The organism is Acinetobacter sp. TUM15064 (genome assembly GCF_008980265.1).
Classification (GTDB): domain Bacteria; phylum Pseudomonadota; class Gammaproteobacteria; order Pseudomonadales; family Moraxellaceae; genus Acinetobacter.
In genome coordinates, this window is sequence record NZ_BKFU01000064.1 from 1 (window position 1) to 18,155 (window position 18,155).

General features: G+C 40.3%; 17 protein-coding genes and 1 pseudogene. 2 read left to right on the plus strand and 16 right to left on the minus strand.

The features are described 5' to 3' along the window. Positions 1-570: 570 nt before the first annotated feature. The 11 genes and pseudogenes from GBI16_RS15065 to GBI16_RS15120 form a co-directional block, all read right to left on the minus strand. Entirely contained in the window at positions 571-1,068 is a 498-nt protein-coding gene (locus GBI16_RS15065) for a hypothetical protein (RefSeq protein ID WP_151707365.1), read from the minus strand. Further along, positions 1,069-1,578, minus strand: coding sequence for a lysozyme (locus tag GBI16_RS15070; RefSeq protein WP_151707366.1), 510 nt, complete (start codon positions 1,576-1,578; stop codon positions 1,069-1,071). Beyond that, complete coding sequence (locus GBI16_RS15075; RefSeq protein ID WP_151707367.1) at positions 1,568-1,846, minus strand: holin; 279 nt, start codon at positions 1,844-1,846, stop codon at positions 1,568-1,570. The genes GBI16_RS15070 and GBI16_RS15075 overlap by 11 nt, the downstream gene beginning before the upstream one ends. Before the next feature lie 89 nt (positions 1,847-1,935). Beyond that, positions 1,936-6,234, minus strand: a pseudogene (locus GBI16_RS18705) (PLxRFG domain-containing protein); the annotation flags it as partial. After that, positions 6,206-6,586 carry a hypothetical protein gene (locus tag GBI16_RS15090; RefSeq protein WP_151707368.1) on the minus strand — a complete coding sequence of 127 codons (381 nt, stop codon included), beginning with the start codon at positions 6,584-6,586 and terminating at the stop codon, positions 6,206-6,208. The gene GBI16_RS15090 and the pseudogene GBI16_RS18705, both read right to left, overlap by 29 nt. Before the next feature lie 47 nt (positions 6,587-6,633). Beyond that, the gene (locus GBI16_RS15095) at positions 6,634-7,512 is read right to left on the minus strand and encodes a hypothetical protein (protein ID WP_151707369.1); all 879 of its coding nucleotides are present in this window, start codon (positions 7,510-7,512) and stop codon (positions 6,634-6,636) included. 1 nt (position 7,513) lies between these two features. Next, positions 7,514-8,092, minus strand: coding sequence for a hypothetical protein (locus tag GBI16_RS15100; RefSeq protein WP_119063890.1), 579 nt, complete (start codon positions 8,090-8,092; stop codon positions 7,514-7,516). A 28-nt stretch (positions 8,093-8,120) separates the two neighbouring features. Continuing rightward, positions 8,121-9,329: a hypothetical protein gene (locus GBI16_RS15105; protein WP_151707370.1), complete on the minus strand. Its 1,209-nt coding sequence runs from the start codon at positions 9,327-9,329 to the stop codon at positions 8,121-8,123. Next, complete coding sequence (locus GBI16_RS15110; RefSeq protein ID WP_151707371.1) at positions 9,329-9,544, minus strand: hypothetical protein; 216 nt, start codon at positions 9,542-9,544, stop codon at positions 9,329-9,331. Before GBI16_RS15110 ends, GBI16_RS15105 begins: the two co-directional genes overlap by 1 nt. 47 nt (positions 9,545-9,591) lie before the next feature. Beyond that, positions 9,592-10,677: a hypothetical protein gene (locus tag GBI16_RS15115; RefSeq protein WP_151707372.1), complete on the minus strand. Its 1,086-nt coding sequence runs from the start codon at positions 10,675-10,677 to the stop codon at positions 9,592-9,594. A gap of 21 nt (positions 10,678-10,698) precedes the next feature. Beyond that, complete coding sequence (locus tag GBI16_RS15120) at positions 10,699-11,106, minus strand: hypothetical protein (protein ID WP_151707373.1); 408 nt, start codon at positions 11,104-11,106, stop codon at positions 10,699-10,701. 172 nt (positions 11,107-11,278) lie between these two features. On the opposite strand from GBI16_RS15120, the gene GBI16_RS15125 reads away from it, so the two are divergent. Continuing rightward, positions 11,279-13,189: a hypothetical protein gene (locus tag GBI16_RS15125; RefSeq protein ID WP_151707374.1), complete on the plus strand. Its 1,911-nt coding sequence runs from the start codon at positions 11,279-11,281 to the stop codon at positions 13,187-13,189. Between the two features lie 38 nt (positions 13,190-13,227). Here GBI16_RS15125 and GBI16_RS15130 read toward each other — a convergent pair whose 3' ends face one another. The 5 genes from GBI16_RS15130 to GBI16_RS15150 all read right to left on the minus strand — a co-directional run bounded on the left by GBI16_RS15130 (position 13,228) and on the right by GBI16_RS15150 (position 17,745). Then, the gene (locus tag GBI16_RS15130; protein WP_151707375.1) at positions 13,228-13,902 is read right to left on the minus strand and encodes a hypothetical protein; all 675 of its coding nucleotides are present in this window, start codon (positions 13,900-13,902) and stop codon (positions 13,228-13,230) included. Next, complete coding sequence (locus tag GBI16_RS15135) at positions 13,902-14,786, minus strand: RyR domain-containing protein (protein ID WP_119063884.1); 885 nt, start codon at positions 14,784-14,786, stop codon at positions 13,902-13,904. Before GBI16_RS15135 ends, GBI16_RS15130 begins: the two co-directional genes overlap by 1 nt. A gap of 82 nt (positions 14,787-14,868) precedes the next feature. Next, positions 14,869-15,345, minus strand: a complete 477-nt coding sequence (locus tag GBI16_RS15140; protein ID WP_151707376.1) for a hypothetical protein — start codon at positions 15,343-15,345, stop codon at positions 14,869-14,871. A gap of 78 nt (positions 15,346-15,423) precedes the next feature. Beyond that, the gene (locus tag GBI16_RS15145) at positions 15,424-16,713 is read right to left on the minus strand and encodes a DUF4043 family protein (protein ID WP_119063882.1); all 1,290 of its coding nucleotides are present in this window, start codon (positions 16,711-16,713) and stop codon (positions 15,424-15,426) included. A gap of 21 nt (positions 16,714-16,734) precedes the next feature. After that, on the minus strand, positions 16,735-17,745 hold the full coding sequence (locus tag GBI16_RS15150; RefSeq protein WP_151707377.1) for a hypothetical protein: 1,011 nt from the start codon (positions 17,743-17,745) through the stop codon (positions 16,735-16,737). Positions 17,746-17,905: 160 nt separating this feature from the next. On the opposite strand from GBI16_RS15150, the gene GBI16_RS15155 reads away from it, so the two are divergent. Continuing rightward, positions 17,906-18,155 (plus strand): hypothetical protein (locus tag GBI16_RS15155; protein ID WP_215900691.1); only part of this gene is annotated, 250 nt, incomplete at its 3' end.

Consider the following 18,155-nt stretch of genomic DNA (forward strand, 5'->3'; position numbering starts at 1 on the left):
GGCAGAACCCCATTTGCAACATTACTTGATGGAAAACATATTTGGGCTGAAAAGAATTTAGCTCAAATTTAACCTGACAGCCTAGATCAAATATTGGTAACTGTCAGATCAGGTTTGAGCTAGTACATCTAAACATTATTTCTCGACATTCGGAAGAATGCACTTTCTTTGTAACGCAAAGAAAGTGCTTCTTTATGATCAAGATCTTAATGTTACTTTGTAAAGAGACATAAAATTTTCAATTAAATAAGCACTCTTGGGTTGTGCTCAAAACCCAACAACTATCCAGCACCAGACTGGATTGAAAATTAATTAATAATCATTATAAAACTATTGCTTGAGATAGAGGTTTAAGTTATTGGTGTAAAAACTTTTAGCATATGTAAAAACCCACCTAACTCTCCCAAGATAAGCGGGTTATTTATCAAACCTAATTGCTTTAGTTGCTTATTATTCAATTACTATAACCTATATCCATTAATTCACATATATAGCGGTATACATTAAAGTGATCAGCAAAGTATGCTACTTGGCATTTTTCTTTGCTGATCTATTTGCACAATATCATTTTTACTCAGGCCAAGTCTCACTCAATCGTTCGACATCAATTGCGTGTCCATCTGCTTTTTCTGCCATGCTTCGATATTCTGCTGTGCAAGCTTCGAGTAACTCACTGTTGGTAATGGTGTACTCAATGACGCTTTCTCGGGGAGCTGTGGACAGACGTTTGTTTGCTTCACTGAGTTGCTTTGACAACCCACTAGCAGCCAAGTCAGCACTACGAGCGGCAGCATTCGCATCTTGTATTTTTTTAATCGCATTTTGTTCTACCTCAATATATTTATCTGACCAAGCTTTTTCAGTGATAGCCTTCTGTTCTTTGGCTTTTGTGATTGCAGTTTCATAAGGCGCAATTGCTTCAGCCACACGCACGTCACAATTCGCTTCTGCTTTATTCAAATCACCAGCCAGTGAATTGGATTGCCATGTTTGAAACAAGGTATAAATCAAAAGCACAATGATTAAGGTCCAGCGCTTGTTGTTCCAGATCAGTAAAAGTAATGGCATCTAGTTTTCTCCCATGCATTTTTCATAGCGAGCTTGTTGTCGAACCCATACCCCGTAGCAATTATTTGAACGGATTGAACAATCGCGCTTTGCTGCATACTTCCACTGCAATAGCGACTTGCAGGCTTGCACATAGTTGCGTGATTTTAAATTACGAAGCATGGAAGACTGCGACCATGCACCAGTGCCAAACTGGTATGTGAAGTCCATATACAAGTCATACTCAGCTTGAGAAAGCGGAATACCAATAAGCGTTTTATTGAAAATCTTGGCATCCTTATTCATATGGAATTGCAGATATTCAGTGGCTTGTTTTTTTGAAATCGGTGGGTCAGTAATTTTGACAGGCTTACCATTTGGGTAGACCGTTGTGCCTGTGCCAATAGTTGCCACTTTGACACTATCGTAATAGGGCTTAAGTACTGTTCCTTCACGGCTTTGCGTCCAAGCAACACCACCCAGACTAATCACAGTCGCCATAGTTACAGCTATCTTGGTTTTATTCGACATTGCATTCATCCTTTGCTTTTCGTAGCGCAATTTCATGAAGTTGATCTGCACGCTGATCTTCTTTTTTCTTGTAGTGCCAATTAATTAAAAAACTCAAAAAACTAACTAATAGGCCACCTAAACCAATGCAAACACCAAGGACTGTCATTGGATCAAGACCAGCTAACCAGCCAACAAATGAAACCCCACCACCAGCAACTGCAGTTTTTGAAGAAGCACTTGTTATGGCTGCACTTGCTTCAATTGCTGTTTGTGCATGATCTGCCATGCTCCCCCCCTTTTTTTGGTAATAAAAAACTCCACGCATTGGCGTAGAGTTTTATTTAAAGGCGGTTATTTAGCGAACCTTACAGGGGGTTATTCACCAAAAGCAAAGTAACCAGCTTCACGTGCATCTTGACGATTTCGTGATAAATATATGCCATCTTCCGCACGGTCGATACGACGTTGGCGATTACGATAACTTTGGTTAAGGTTGATTCTAGTGATTCGACGTGATGGATTTTTATCATTGAAGCCTTGAATCTCTTCCCAAATTTCATCCATCTCTTGCTGGTCATCCAGCATTTTCGCTCGTGACCATAATGTCATCAAACGGCTACGACGCTCGTTGAGCTTTCGGTTAAGCTGGTAAATTGCTGTTTTGCCTTCATTAGCTGTTCGAACATCTGCTGGTGAGAAACCCATACCTTGTACAAGTAAATCCATTGAGCTGACATCGTCCATGATAGATACACCAGTTTTGTCTTGTACACCCTCATCAGCATAACGATAGGTTTTGGCAAAGTTTTTTAGGAAAACTGGCAGCATAGTCTCAATGCCACGTAAAGTCTGACCTTCAGTAATATCTTGACCACCTTTGACCAAATTAGTTCCTATTCCTGCCACTGGTCCAAGTGCACCGGCCATAGCAGATTCAGCCCACCGCTTACCCTCAAGCCCCTCTTGAACATCCGGAAGTAACATATTATTAATACCAACACGGCCTGATAGGTCTATCGGTGTAAGAGCTCTAGGTGCACCTTTCATCAATAAATTTGAGATCGTGGGTCCAAACGCTTCAGCAAGATAGTTTCGTAATGCAACTTCTGCATCCCAAGGATCATCATCATCCCCGCCCATCCATGATGCAAGTGATAACAACATCCCGACCATAGGTAGCCCAAGCGTACCCGCAAAAGTTGCGTGCATTACCAAAATTGCACCAAGTGATTTCAGGGCTTCTTTCCGTTCAGCTTCTGTCTCACCTTTGATTGACTGATATGTCTGACGAGCTAATGTATAAACCATGTTCTGCCCAAACTGTTTAAACAGTAGAAGAACTTTAGCAACATTACCTTGCATAATACGTGGACGGTTCCCAGAACTGTAATCAAAGTGTCCTCTGTAAGTTGCATCTACAGCTTGATCAAAAGCTGAGTCATGATTTACACCTGCTTGCCGAGCCAAACGGTATGAGGCAATAAAGGTCACTTCACGGTTGAAACGCTCTGCATTATGGAACAAAACACTAGCTGCACGCATAATCGGGCGTGTTTTCCACATAATTCCACTATCTTCACCTTGAGCAATTCCTGCTAAATCATGTGCCTGTGTTACATCAATCACCCCACGAGATACAGCTTCATCGTAAGCCTGCTTTTCGTCCTTATTTAAAAATTTGGAAATATCAGCACTCATTGTTTTATAAAGGTCGGTTTTTGAGCCTTCCCACTTAACCTTATGAAACTCCACACCCTTTCTAAAATCATTCGAAGCTTTAAGTAATTCCTTTCCAGCTTTATCAAATCCCCATTTTGCACCCATAATCGGATATGCTACCAATGCGGTCTGCGATAAATTGACCATAGCAGCTGCTGGTGAAAGACCTAAATAATAAATAAAGCCAAGACTGGTTAATGAACTTGAAAGTGGATGCCCTTTGGGATTCATTAGATTTTCATGGCGTTTGTTCATTTCATCAATAACACTTTGTGCCACAGATTGGTTATAGCTATGATCTTCTTTAATTTGATCATCGGAATACTTTTGCATAGCATCTAATTGATCTGCAAGCTGATCTCCATAACGTAATTTAGCGAGATAATTTGCTCCACTAAACATATTCTGTGCATACGCACGACGAGCATCTTGGCTAAAACCAGCAGTACCTTTACGGTGAATTCCATGCTTTGCCCAACTTAAATCAGGCATTGAAGATAAATAAAGCTGATTTAATGTATCCTCAAAGGCCACTTGTTCAGCTTTAGGTAAACCAAGATTATCAACTTCTGCAAAAAGATTAGACATGAACCCACGCCCCACGGCATCTCTTGAAGATCGAAATTCTTTATCTTTAATGACAGGATCAATTTTCCATTGAGGAAATTTTTTCATCATTTCAGAGCGTATTTTTTGCGCTTCCCCCATAGTTTCTGCGCGACTAACACTCTCAACTTGGCCTGCAGTATTTCTTGATATAACCACATATTTTCCGAACCGGGCTAAAGGAAAATACACACCTTTCACGTAACCATAAAATTGCTGATCCATCTGTTTGATTAAATCTGCTTTCTTTTGGCTTGATAGTGAAGCACGTAAAATTCGTTCTTTAATAGCAAATTGAACTTTGGAGTAGTGTTTTTTATACGAATCACGCGCTTTAACATATATCGCCTGTGCTTCAGGAGACAAAGAATTAAAGTCAGCTCGGAGTTGCTGATATTTAATTTTATTGTCACCAGGTACATACTGTTTTGCAGGATCAATCATGGCTAGGGTTGCGTCATGCATTAAGTCAGCAAGTTGATTTTCGTCTTTTAAGTTTGCCCATTCTCTAACAATTTCATCTGCTTCGGCGCCCGCATCATTTTTATCAGCATCCATTTGAGCAGCTAAATCATTATATTTGTTTAGTTGTGGTAATAGTTTGCTATAAATTTCAGTAAGTTGTCTACGTCCTAAAGCTGACAAGCCGATACCTAACCAATCAGTAAATTTATAACCTGTCTTATCCTTGACTGATGAAATGGAAATATTACTAAGGTTTTTGCTTAAATTATCAATAACATCTTTTGCTGAACTGCTAAATCTAATATCTGAACTTTCGCTATTAAATGTGCCCGTATTCCCCTCAGCTATTTTTACTTGGTTAGGCTCTAGCGCAACAATATATTCATGATTTTCAAATTGATGTACTACACCTTGGTACTTACCTGATTTCGTTGCTTCAACAACTTTATCTCGAGATACATTACCTGTTGTTTTAAATGCATTCCGAATATTTACAAATAAAGGCAGTACAAAGCCATTATTGCCACGGATATTGGCATACATATCAGCTGTGTCAAAACTATCTGTTAAATAGATTCCATCACCTAGAAGTCCATGACCTTGCTTAAACTCATTGAACTTGGTTGAAGTACCATGATAAACAACCTTGGGTTCCCCATTTTCATCCAATACCTGCGATGCGTTTGCAGCATCATTTTCCCAATCACCAAACCATTTCTTAAATTCTGGGGTGCGGACTTGTAACCATTGTTGTTCTGAAAGATGTGTCTTTGCACCGTTTGGCGCTGTCATCCATTGACTTGTACCATAGTATTTTTGACGAATTAAATCCAATGATGACTGATGTTTAATTTGCCCAATCATACGCTCTGACAATGCAAGCATGTCATCAGGGTTCAAATTAAGATTAATACCAAAATTATCAAACACCCATGCTTTTACATATGAAACGATATTATTAATCAACTTTTGCAGTGCATTACGTTGAATCACATTACGTTGTTGCATGGTGGATGAAAGAGTTAATAAGTATGGTAAATATTCAAGCTGCTGACGTTCAGAGCCTTGTTCACGTTCCGCAAGCATCTTTGCAGCCAAAGCAACAGGATTGCCTTGCTCGACCAGCTTATTAAATTGATTCATCAATTCATTATATTGCTTTTGGTTCATCATATTTTGAAAACCAGCATGTCCACCTAATTCATGCAAGAATGTTGGCACTGTGGTTTCAGCAGTCAAATTTGATGCAACAAGTACAGCTTTACCGTTGTAATAAAAACCCTCCACACCATCAACCTGATAATCCTGAATAATTTCAAGCTTACCTTGACGCTCCAATTCAGCAATGGTGTCCTCACCGAAGCGGTCAATCAAAAGATCTCGTACTTGTTGAGTTGTAGAGCCTGTATTGCTTTTAGTGCTACGGCTGTATAGTGGAGTATCAGTATCGTTCTTAGATGAAAATTCTTGATTTTTATATTTACCAAAATAGCTTCGATCAACTACAGCCTTTCTAGCTTCTGACAAAAACATCATCAAATCAGCATCATTGTAACGTGATAGGAACCTATCAAAACCACGATCACGGAACCACTGACGAATAAATCCTATAACTTCTTTTAGCTTTTGACGTACAAAAGGACGTGACTTGGCATTTTGTGCAACAAAAGCAAATAGTTCTCCAACCAAGGCTTGTTGCACATCAGATTCAGCATAAATTCCGTCTTTCGCACCTTGGGTATATGGCTCAATATATGCACTTTCAAACTGTGCCATATCCACACCATTTTTACTGGCGATTTTGCGGATGCCTTCAAGCCCACCTAAAGCATTATAGAGTTGTTGTAACTTGGTTTTATATTCTTGTCCAAATATCTGCTGTAACCACACCTTCACCAACAGCACCAGCTACAACAGGATTGGCTATACCTGAAGCACGACCTAATACGCCACCAGTTAACATTGAAGGTACAGACTCAACGACAGTATTAGCTATTAATGAGGGATTCGTTAAAGCAACTTTTGTTTTATCAACAACTTTATCTGCCCAATCTCCGTCTTTACCAGCATCGGCAAACTCTTGTTGTTGGGCTTTATATTGATCTGTATGTAAATCACCTAGAGCTTGTTTAGCTTCTTTAGGTCGAAAACCAACAGTACCACCTTTATTCTCAAGTGTTTTGCCCACAGCACCATCAGACATGACATCCATGATACCAACAGCCAATTCGGGCACAGCAACCGCACCTTTTAAAGCAGATAAGCCAGTATCTTTTAAATGCCCTAGAACACCTTTATCTTTAGGTTGGTCTGTCTTTTCTTCGCTCCAGTTTTGTTCCCAAGGCTTTTTATTGGTAAAGGCATTGCAAAAACACCTTTATTTGAAACTTGCATAAGCCAAGGATAATTGTCTACATCAAAACCTACAGCGTGTGTTTGAGAAAATTTATAGTCATATTGAAATTGTCCATCTTCATTAGGTTTACCTGTGTATCCAGGCAAACCTACGCCCATTAATTTTTTATTGATGTCTTTGGCTAAGGTTTCAGGCAAAGTAAATTGAATTGTTTCATACTCACTTTGGTCAGCCCCACTTCCAGACTCATCATCTGTTTTCGGCTGTTTGCCATAGCCCCCAACAATTTGCATGACCTCTGCCATTGCCCCACTGTACCAAGTAGGACGTTGCAATTGGTATTGTGTTGAAGCTCTTTCGAATTCAGGGACGACTTCTGTATTTACGCTAATATTAAAGCGTTTCAAGCTGATATCTTGCTCGGGTAGTTCAGCATCTTCACTATAACCAACCAACCGTTGTTGTGTTAATGAACTAATTTTTAGTGCTAGTGCCTCTTCACTTGAAATAGCATCACTACTGATACCACCACAAAACAACATTGGAATTTCTAATTGTTCAATGTCCTCTGTCGCTTCGGTAGTTGTTGGGCTTTTATCAATGATTACCCGAAATATTCCGCCCATATATTGCACGATAAAGATCCCACCATCAGGCAGGTCATAACACATGCGCAGACTCTCTAGATTAGAGGTTTCTTTAAAATTTAAAAAGTTGCGAACCACAGCATCAACATAGGTTCTGTCTTTTGCAGTGAGTTCGCCGCCACCCTTAATCGAGAGACCATGAGGTCTAGGGCTATGCATATTAAACCGTAAGACTTAAACGATAACCCACTTGATATACATCACCACTTTGGAAGGTGCGTGTTGCAGAAAATTTAGTTGCCGAAATTAAAACACCAGACGTTCCACCACGAGTACTGTTGGTCAGCAATGCTGCACCTGTAACATTGAGCGTAGATGTTGTTGCAATCGTCAATGATGCTGTTGCACTCATGTTATCAATTGACCCTGTGGTGGTATTCGCTGGTGTCCATTCAGGACGCGTAGCATTTGTATACCCTTCAGTGGTGCTTACAATTTCGGATGCAACAGAAGCAAAGTTGGCTGCTGTCCAGTTAGCTGCTGGGGCAGTTGCCCCACTAAATAAGGCAAGGTAATAACCCGCTGCCTTAGCTGTACTACCTAAGGCAGTATTCAAAATATGAGCTAGACCTTCTGTAACTACAAGGTTTGGAGTACGTTCCCATTCACCATCATTGAGTCGATCAAAGTACTCTCCCTTCACCATGATCCCTTGTCGTGGCAAATACAAACCTTCTTCCGTCAAATCAAATTGTTCGTTATGTAGGCTTTGCTGAATTTCTTTGTGTAAAGCTTTCATTTTTACAACCTAAGTAATAAATTTACCCTTAGGTTACTGTGGTTATGATTCGTCGCCCTAGCCTTACAGACCTGCTCAATTTCGCGGTAATTCCTTGAAGCTTGCCAGCTTGGTACTGGATGATTTGCCCTGTAGCTGTACCCAAGACATATCCATTTTCTGCCAACCATAAAGCCACATTAGAGTTTTGGGAAACATCATCCCCAACCAAATCAGCATCTACCAAAATACAGCTATCATAAATTGGGGCTTGAGTAGATTTACGGGTATAGCTCATATCCTTTGGCTGAGCCCCAGTTAAAAAGGCAACATGGTCAGTCTGCCCAACCCAAATGCCGCCATCAACAGGCTGAATAAAGGTAATCCGCTGTGGCATCATCATATAGCCATGGCGTTCATCATAAAGATGATATGCCATTGGCTCAGAAAACTTGATTACATTACGCTCCGCGGTAATCAAACGGCCATTCCAGTATTTCATGAATTTTCCGCTTGGCATGGGTGATAAATGTTGGAACTCTGCAATTTTCCCTAATCGGCTAATCTCATGGATAGACACCTGATTGGTTGATACTGGGTAAGTGCCAAACTTGTATAACTCAGCGCCATTACGCTGTGTCACATAGATAGCAACGTCTGTCACGGTATCATCAATGCAAAATGGTAAAGTAACATTAATGCTTAAGTCATTGATCTGGTCATAATTACTCTGCCCAGCTAATTCGACATGAGACATTGCCGATACTGCCGATTCAACACCTTTACGAAGCCATGAAATAGCCACACCGTATTGACCTGTTTTGAGTGTACCATTGCCATCCTGCTGCAATAACGGCGAAGCTGGTGTGTCAATGGTTAAAGGACTGATCGCAAAACCATTATAAGAAAATAGTCCTCTTGAGCCGTTGATATAAACCAAATTATTGATCACTTCAAATCGAACATTCTGTCCAACAAATGCAAGATTCTCAAAGGTCCATGTCTGCGTATTCACTTTCACTAGCTCGCCATCTAGCGTTGCAAATACATCATGATGCAATGGACTTTGCCACAAATTCTCATAATTTAACGATGTAACCAATTCCCCAGATGGGCGTAAATTCACTTTACCCGACGATGAAATATCAACATTCAAGGCATCACGTACAAATAAGAATGGCGCATCACCCCCACGCTTGAGCTCATCATCATCCTGAACATTGTTTATTCCAGCCAGCGGAAGTAGACGTTCTGCCATCACCATGCCCCTTTACGAAATTGATCTGAGTTTCCATCAGGGCGAATATAGTGGACTTTATTTTTAATATCAGGGGTTCCTGCTTTCCAAGCATCTAACCCTAAAACTGAAACCATAGAAGCCGCAGCTTCTTGGCTTTCAAAGCTGAAGTTAATTGGGCTCTCACTTGTTAAACCTTTTGTCGTTGTTGATTTAAACGCAAATGTAAATTCCATAATACTCACCATAAAATGAATAGACTTTCACCAGTTTTAGAGAGGTTTTATGCACTTACAGCAGCTAGGCAGAAACTAATAATCCCGGTTGATTCATCAATGCTGACTGTTGGGGTTCCCGACAATGTTATGCTTTCTACATTAAATACCTTATCAGGTATTAGGCGTACACGCTTATCTGTCGCACTGATGTTTGTAATGACCAAACCAATCGCGGCTTCACCTGTAATTCCAAGAGTATCCTGATTGGGTTCAAGATAACCTTCCATGTAGTTGTAACCTTCTACAGCTGCCATTGCGGGACCAATACTTTCATCATAAAGAATCCCATCAATTTCAACTTGCCATAAGATGTCACTTTCATCAGTTGTCACATAAGGCAAATCAGGGAAAATTGTGAGTGATGATGTTGCACCATCACAACTAATTGTATTCCCTTCTTCCCCTTCATCAGTAGTGTCATAATACAAACAAGCATTGAAACTACCATCATCGTTTTTACTGATTGTTGGGTTCTGCATCCAATCCACCGGAGAATAGATATTAAAATCGAGTGCACTATTAACGACAGTAAGATTACTCACACGATATTCAATTAGTTCAGATATTAAGAATAGCTCAATCACGCCATCATATTCACTCGATACGGGGTTGTCTGTCTGATCCCATATAGAAAAACCTAGCACCGCACTGATTGTGGATGTTATGTCATTATTGTCAACATCATAAAAAGTTGAACTCGTTGAATCGAAACGGATAAATGCATCTATAAAATCACCACCATTAAGTGTGAAAGTAATCTCAATTCCAGTCGGAACGGTTTGATTAGGAATGTAAATATCTAACCAAGAGACAGCACCATCACAACTAATCACCACGATTTCAGGTGTGTCCACAAGGGTAATTCGGTCATATATAAGCCCTTCGAGATCTGGTGCTTCATTATTATCAAGACAAACAATAAAAACCAAATCATCCACTTGGCCTGTATGTGTCATCGTATAACTACCTGTCTCATCTGTGACAGCACTTCCCAACAATGAGCCATCACTTCTTAGAAACATGAAAACTTTACAATTAGCAGAAGGTTGACCTTCTGGATCCCCCACATAACCCTGAACATCTATTCCCATTTCAATTCACCCTATTCCCAATTAAACACGGAAGATGCGATTGTCATCATCACCCCAAGCAATCACCATGTCTCCACCATTTGGTGTAATGGGTAGCCCAGTTGCCATGTCAATACACATAATCAATGGGCTAGTGGCTTCCTCGCCTGTATCTTTGTAGATCACCACAGCTTCAATGGACTCACCCGTTACACTGGTAAATGTCACATCATCAGCATCAGCCGCACCACCTGTTGTGGTCTTGTTGATTAAAAGCTCTGGTCCAGCTACACGCGCAGCGGATGGAATATCAGATAGGTATTGGTCAGTTGATGCATCCAACGTATATTCACCTGTATCAATCAAAATGCATTTAATCGTATCTGTGAGCCAGTTAATTTGTGCTTCTAAAAAGCACTGCCGCGCATAGTCGTAGAGAATATTAGCCATGATAGTCCGATAGATTAATCACATAGCACTATTAAAAAATGGAATATTGAATTGGTGTTAACCTTACAGGGGAAAAAATTAGCCTATTATTTATTTGTAATGCTTACAATAAACATAGAAAATAGATCATAAAACAAACAACACAAACGTATCGCAAAAGAAGGTACTAATCATGAGAAAAACACTACTTTGTTTTATAACAACCCTTTATACCTTACCTATTTCAATGCAAGCTTTTTCATCAACCCTAGAGTGGGAGGTAAACAATCGGTTTCCATTATTTAGTGACAGCCAGTTTTTAAATGTCAAAAATAAGTTAAGTCCATATACGACAGAAATCCCACCACAAGAGATGATCGAAGCATTAAGGTCATCAATGAATAATTTATCAGATACTGCTTGGGATAAAACAACGAGATCTTATAAGCAGGATCAGCTATTTAAGGACCAACATGTTGTTAATGTTACCTCTCCAATTTTGTTCGGATCGTGTAATTGGAGAGTAGAAACAGAATCTACCCATGCAAACTTCACAACTAACTGCCAAAATGGACTGAGTTTTAAAGCCCAATCCAATCAAAAATACCTAGTTAAGCTACTTAATAGTCATGGCAAAGTTAATGCAGAAGCTACAGTTCAAGTTATTCCTAAACTAGTGGTCGCATTAGGAGACTCATTTGCATCAGGTGAAGGAAATCCAGATCAGCCAACTGTATTCAATAAATGGACTAAGAAAAAATCATTACAGCATGATTGGATATTAGATCCAAATTCAGAATGGCCTCCTCGTGAAGCAATCCAAAAGTCTGCTGAATGGCTCGATGCACCCTGCCATCGTTCACTATATGCATGGCCAACGATTGCTGCCTTATATGAAGCAATAAACAACAAACACTCTGTTATTCAATTTGCATCTTTTGCCTGCTCAGGGGCAGAAGCCTATGATGGCCTTATAACACAACAGAAATCCCTTGTAGGATTGCTTGGGACTTTTAAGCAATCCAGTTCTCAGCATAAAAAGCTATCTGAAAGTGAAGTAAATAATACTTCTCAACAATTTGCCTTAGCGAAGCTACTATGTAACAAGCAAACGATAAATGAGTTTAATACTCCTTTTATAAAAAAAGTGGAGAAAGGATTCAACAAGGATCAAAATTATTTTGGTGCAGTTGAAATCGCTTCATGTCAATCTCCACGGCACGTAGATCAAGTTCTTTTAGTGTTAGGTGGTAATGATGTTGGTTTTAGTGGTGTTGTAAAATGGGTAATGAAACCCAACCCTTTAACTTATAAATATATAGGGAAAAGCCTTAATCCAGGTTTTTTAAAATACCTATATATGGTCGATCCTAAAAAACCAGAAATGCAAGAAGCTTTGAATCGAATTCCTATGCTGTATGAACATGTTAATGTTGGATTCAACAAGCTAAATATTGATCCAAAAAATGTTAATTTGATGTTATATCCTGATCTTAGTCCAATTAAAACTGGAAGCTCCCCACAAACATTAAAAAGAGAATTGGAGTATTGCCAACACCGTTCGCGTGAAGCTAATCGTATATTTCAGAAATCGGTATACTATAAATTAAAGGGAATTTTCCCAATTTTAAAAAATGACAATGCTAATTTTGGGTTTATCCCAAACAGCTTAAATACCTTAGGACCAACTTTTATAGAACCTTTAAGGAATAAACAGATAATCGCTGCATCTGGTATTGGCTGGAATACTTTTGATTCACAAGAATCATTCTATAATTCTGGCATCTGTTCTGGGAGCTTAGAATGCGTAACAGGTTTCTGTACCACTGGAAATAGGATTAGGTGGTATTCAAGTGAAATAGACCCTCAACACCTACCGCTATATAGTGGTCCAGCCATTGAGGATATAACCAAATATGATGCATATGACCCTCTACGCCAACGAGGTATCAGATATGGGTATGATGCATTACTAACGGGCTTGCGATTAGATAAGAATCAAAATTTGCAATTTGATTGGATCACCAACACCGCTCACCCAACAGCAAATGTACATGCAAAAATTGGACAATACGTATTCAACCAACAGAAGTTAAATAAATAATTAGTATCATCGCCCATGTTATATACATGGACGATGTATCAAGGCATAAAAGGAACTACAGCATGAGGTATATCCTTGCGTGTAATTCGACGTAAATCACTATCAGAACGAATACCGAAATAGTCTGTAAATACCTGTTCTGCTTGCGCAGATCGGTTTGGATCAAAGAACTCTGCATCAGGCACATTAAATGCCTGGTGCAATGCCCACTGAACCAAATGGACGTGATGAATCGAGTTTATTTCAGGAATATCTATATCATTTTCAAGAGCTGACAATGGAACACGATAACCCTCTAGTTGTACTTCACCCTCAATTGAGGGAATAGGTACAAGGCGAATACCCGTGTCGTCCTGAATAGCAAATTGAGGTACCCCCCTCATCAACTTCCAGTTGTCGCATTTATAACGTTGGTCCATATTTTCAGCCGACATTAATGCCAAATAATGACCTCGAGTACCATCACCAGGCTCAAACCAAATACGACTTAATTCATACAGTGATTCATGTAAGGCATAGTTTGCCACTCCTGTGGTTAAAGTAATCTTACATACTTCTTCATTTTGAGATTCATGCAATAAACGACCACGGATACACGCTTCACTTACAGCATCATTCAGCCAATCAATAACACTGGCATCATCAATAAAATATGGCTCTACCTTATCGTTGGCCAGTGTACGAAAACGGCTGATCAGGTCGCTTAATTGCATTACACCACCCCAAATCGCTTGATTAAATCAACCACTTGGTTCTGCAAAGTTTTTACACTACTTCGCCCGTCTAGTTCTTGGTCATACTTATTTTTAGCGTAATCAATTAAACTCTTTTTATCACTGATACGCTCAACAGTATCAATCTCATCTAATTCAATTGTTTCCTTTTCATTATCCTTATCTTGTTGTTTCTTCGCCTCATCCAAGATCGTAGAAGTATCATCGGTCTGTTGACCATCTTGCTCAGATGAATCAAATACTTGCTGTTCATAACGCTGAAACTCAGGATGTTTGAGCAAATTCCCAGCAATATTACTTGGGACATGACGAACTTGCCCTTTCGTAAATGTAAGATTTGAACCATATAAGAGGTCAATAAATTGATCTTTACGTCCTATATATTGGATTGCAATACCACTCGAACCTAAAGATGTTGCAGATAGCGTTACAGGCGTTTGTGCATTCAGTGCATTCGTTTGGATTTTTTCTCGCAGATTTTTAACCTCATCTGCCAAAGCTAAATACTCCCCTACGTCAGGAAGATCCTTCATTAAATGTACTGTGGCACGGAATAAATAGTCTTTGGCTTTCTGTTCAGGCGGTAATTCATCATAAGGCAAGAAACAAGGATGCTCTTTTTTATCGGCATCTTTGACTTCACCATAAACCCAACCTTCTGCCTCTTTCTGTGCATACCATGATTCATGGGATTGCTCAGGGGTGGCATCAGGATTGGCTATATGCATTTCAACACCAGCTACAGCACTATTTTTTTGCCAATCTGGTGCATCATCCCATGTAGGCTGACTATCATCACCCAAAGACTGACAATACGCAGCATTAATCGAATGGCACAGCATGGCGATTGCTAAAGTTTTCATCTCATTTTCCTTTTCATTTATCTTGAAAAAAAGGCGATGTAAGCACAGCTACTCACACCGCCAAAGGCTCAACCAACCAAAATTAACGAGGGCCTTTTAATTCACCAGTCACCATAATTTGGATCTCTGATGCTTTCGCATTTGCTGCACCTGAAATCGTTAAGATTAAGCGTGCTGGCTTAGGTAAGGTGAATAGCTTCGAACCATTTGCACGTACACGACCCACAGTAGCCAAATCGCCATCATTCACAAAATATGATGAATTTTGAGGAGCATCATCAACATCAGTACCATCAGAATATTGAAAACCTAAGTTGCCTTTGATTGTTGCTGTCATACCTGTTGAAACAATGATCTGGGCATCTTGCAGATTCATCCCTTCAGGTAATTCACCCAAGTCAATAACATCACCTACGGCAATTGCGGCTGTTGAATCTGAGTCAATCACTGCACCTGTTGCATTCGTCTGTAATGAATACACCAAACTCGTTACATTGCCGTAAGGAGTGAAGCCACCAAATTGACGGTCACGTGCCGTCTTGCGTTTAATCGTTGCCATAACTGCAAACTCCATTCATTCAAAGATTAAGAGGGTTTGCCCGTAGTGAAGATCACAACGGGCAGCACCTGTTTACACTTACAAACCACGACCAAAGATTGGAACAGCGGTATCCACCACAGTTACACCGTAGTCCGTGAATTCCTGACGCTCACCCGTGTTCACATCAAAACGAATCTTAGACACGCCACGAATCGCACCAATGAGCAGTTCCCATTTATCACCATGGTCTAAATCTTTCTCAGACCAGAAGAACGGCGCACCTGAGTGCTCAGATGAAGCCATAGCTTCAGCAATAGCTTGACCACCCAGAATGATTGAACGATCGACAGCAAATTTTTCACCGAAGCTTGCTGGCACAATTGCATTTGACTCAACTTCCGAGTTATATGCAGCGCAATATTTGATATTGTCTCCGGCATAGAAACGAATCGGGCGCGGCATTTTGCGGATGATAAAGTTATTCCAAATACCCACATCACCCGTAAATAATGGATGTTGCTTTGCTTGGCTAGCACGAGCCCACGCAGCTGATTGGAATGAACGAAAACCTGGTTGTGCTGCAAATTTGTTGTATTGATCAGGTGACACCAACCACACGCGAAGTGGTGAGTCATCCGCGTTAGAATCACCTTCAAACTTACAAATTGGTGGAGGTAAGGCGATGGTATCCAATACAGATTTCATTGAATCCACGGTGTCCATCGTGAATAGATCACCTGTTTCTAATTCAACTTCATCTGCTGTTTGTTTAAATAACTGAACACCTGAACCATCAACGAGAAAGTGACGGTTTTTAGTGGGTGCTTTAACGTTGTTCACCATAATTTCTTTGAAGTCTTTATGGTTTTCCGTCGGAATAGCCCACTCAATATTGTTATGAAAGCCACGTGCACCAGCCATGTGGACTAAAAGCGATTGATCGCAGTAACGATCCATTAAACTCTGAGCCACTGGTCGACCAAGCTTGCGTAAATCCGCAGGACTACGGATTTGTGACATCACATTACCCAAGTCAACAGGGAAGCGTGCTTGATTCACACGCAAGCGGTCTTCATTCAAAGACATCCCTACGCCACGACCTTCGGCATGTGCACTTCCCATAATCGGATAAGCACCGACAGGGTTAAGTAAATGGAAAGTGACCTCATCCCCGCGACCTTTCCCCAAGTCTTGTACACGTACAATAGGCATGTGTTGAGTGGTCTGTTTACGCAGTGTTGCATCAGCGCCAGCTTCACCTTTAGGCATTTTCCCTGCTAAAAGGTTCAAGGTGCTGTTTCGTTGCATGTGTGTAGCGAACAAGCCAACGGCCTGAGTCACCATATTTGTTTTTGCACCATAAGCGGCATTGGTTTTATTCGTCATGTCGACTCTCCACAATTTAAATTACACACGGCGATTCAGGTATTGCTCACGCTGTTCTTCTGTCCATGTCGACATTTCTTCGATCATTTGCGCAGGTGTCATATTGGCAATGCGTTCATCACGAGAAACACCAGCAGGAGAACCAGCGGGTAAATCTGAAAGGCTGTGAGGTACTTGTGTTTGAGCGTTTTTTACAGCTTGCTGCGCTGCTGCTTTCACCGCATCAGGTTCGGCAGCTTGTTGAATTGATTGATTTTCAGATTTATACAATCCTAAAAGCTCGACAACTTGTGAGGCTGTTCCACCATTTAAGACCGTTTCGTAAGCACCTTTGGTAATACCCGGTTGTGCATTCATCCAATCAGTGAACTCTTTAGATTCAACAATTGACTCTGCATCGGGATGTGCCGTAAAGATCTCGGTAAAGTGTGCTTGTTCTGCACTAAGTGCTTGTTGCTGTTGTAATGGTGCTAAAGCGTCTTTTAAGCGCTGGTCGACCATTGCTGCAACACGCATATCTACAACTTTCTGAATACCTGCAGCTAAGTCTTTCTCACTAAAATCACCAAAGACAGCAGGATCTACACCCTGTTCAATGGCTTGTTGTGCAATTGCTGCTTGATTATCTTGAGTTGTAGGTGCTTGACCGTTCTCGATACGTTGTTGTGCATCTGCTTGAAGCTTTGCAAGTTCACTCTGTGCATCTTCAAACTTTAGCTTCCACTCTTGTTCACCCTTGCGCGCATCTGCAAGTCGTTCAAATGGAATCGTGTGCTTACCATCTTTTGCCAAAACCACAGCATTATCAGCATTGAGCTGACTTTCATCAGGTTGCTGCTGTGCTTGAGGTTCCGTTTTAGGTGTATTGGCTTGTTCCTGTTCTTGGGTAGATGCTGGCTGGCTACCTTCTTCCGCAGGGTTAGGTGCGGTATCGCCATAAAGCTCTTGATCTATCAATTGAGCTGCAAGTTCAGGTGTTAGTTTTCCACCATTTTCATCAATCAACTGTTGTTGTTGCTCTGTAATATCCATGTCTTTCCTATCACTTATCGCTGTGACCGCTAAGGCGAATGGCTAGAGTTACTAGCGTTTAGCTGCTGATTGCTCAACATGAGGTAAGTTTCAGGGATTTGGATATAATGGTGTTAGCCTTACAGGGGTGAACTTTTTAATATTAATCTTAGAGTAATTTATGGATAGATATATTTATATTTATTTTGGAGCAATTGTTGCAGCAATCATAACAGGCATTGTTGCATACATCACTTTGGTTGTTAACAAAGAAAATCATATCTCTAATTTTAGACAGGATTGGATTAACTCTTTAAGAATCGAAATTTCAACTTTCTTGTCTCTAATTTATTCTTATCATTGGCTAATGAAAAAGGTTAAATTTGACCCAGATTACGAGGCAATTAGTGCTTATTTAGATGATGCTAAAA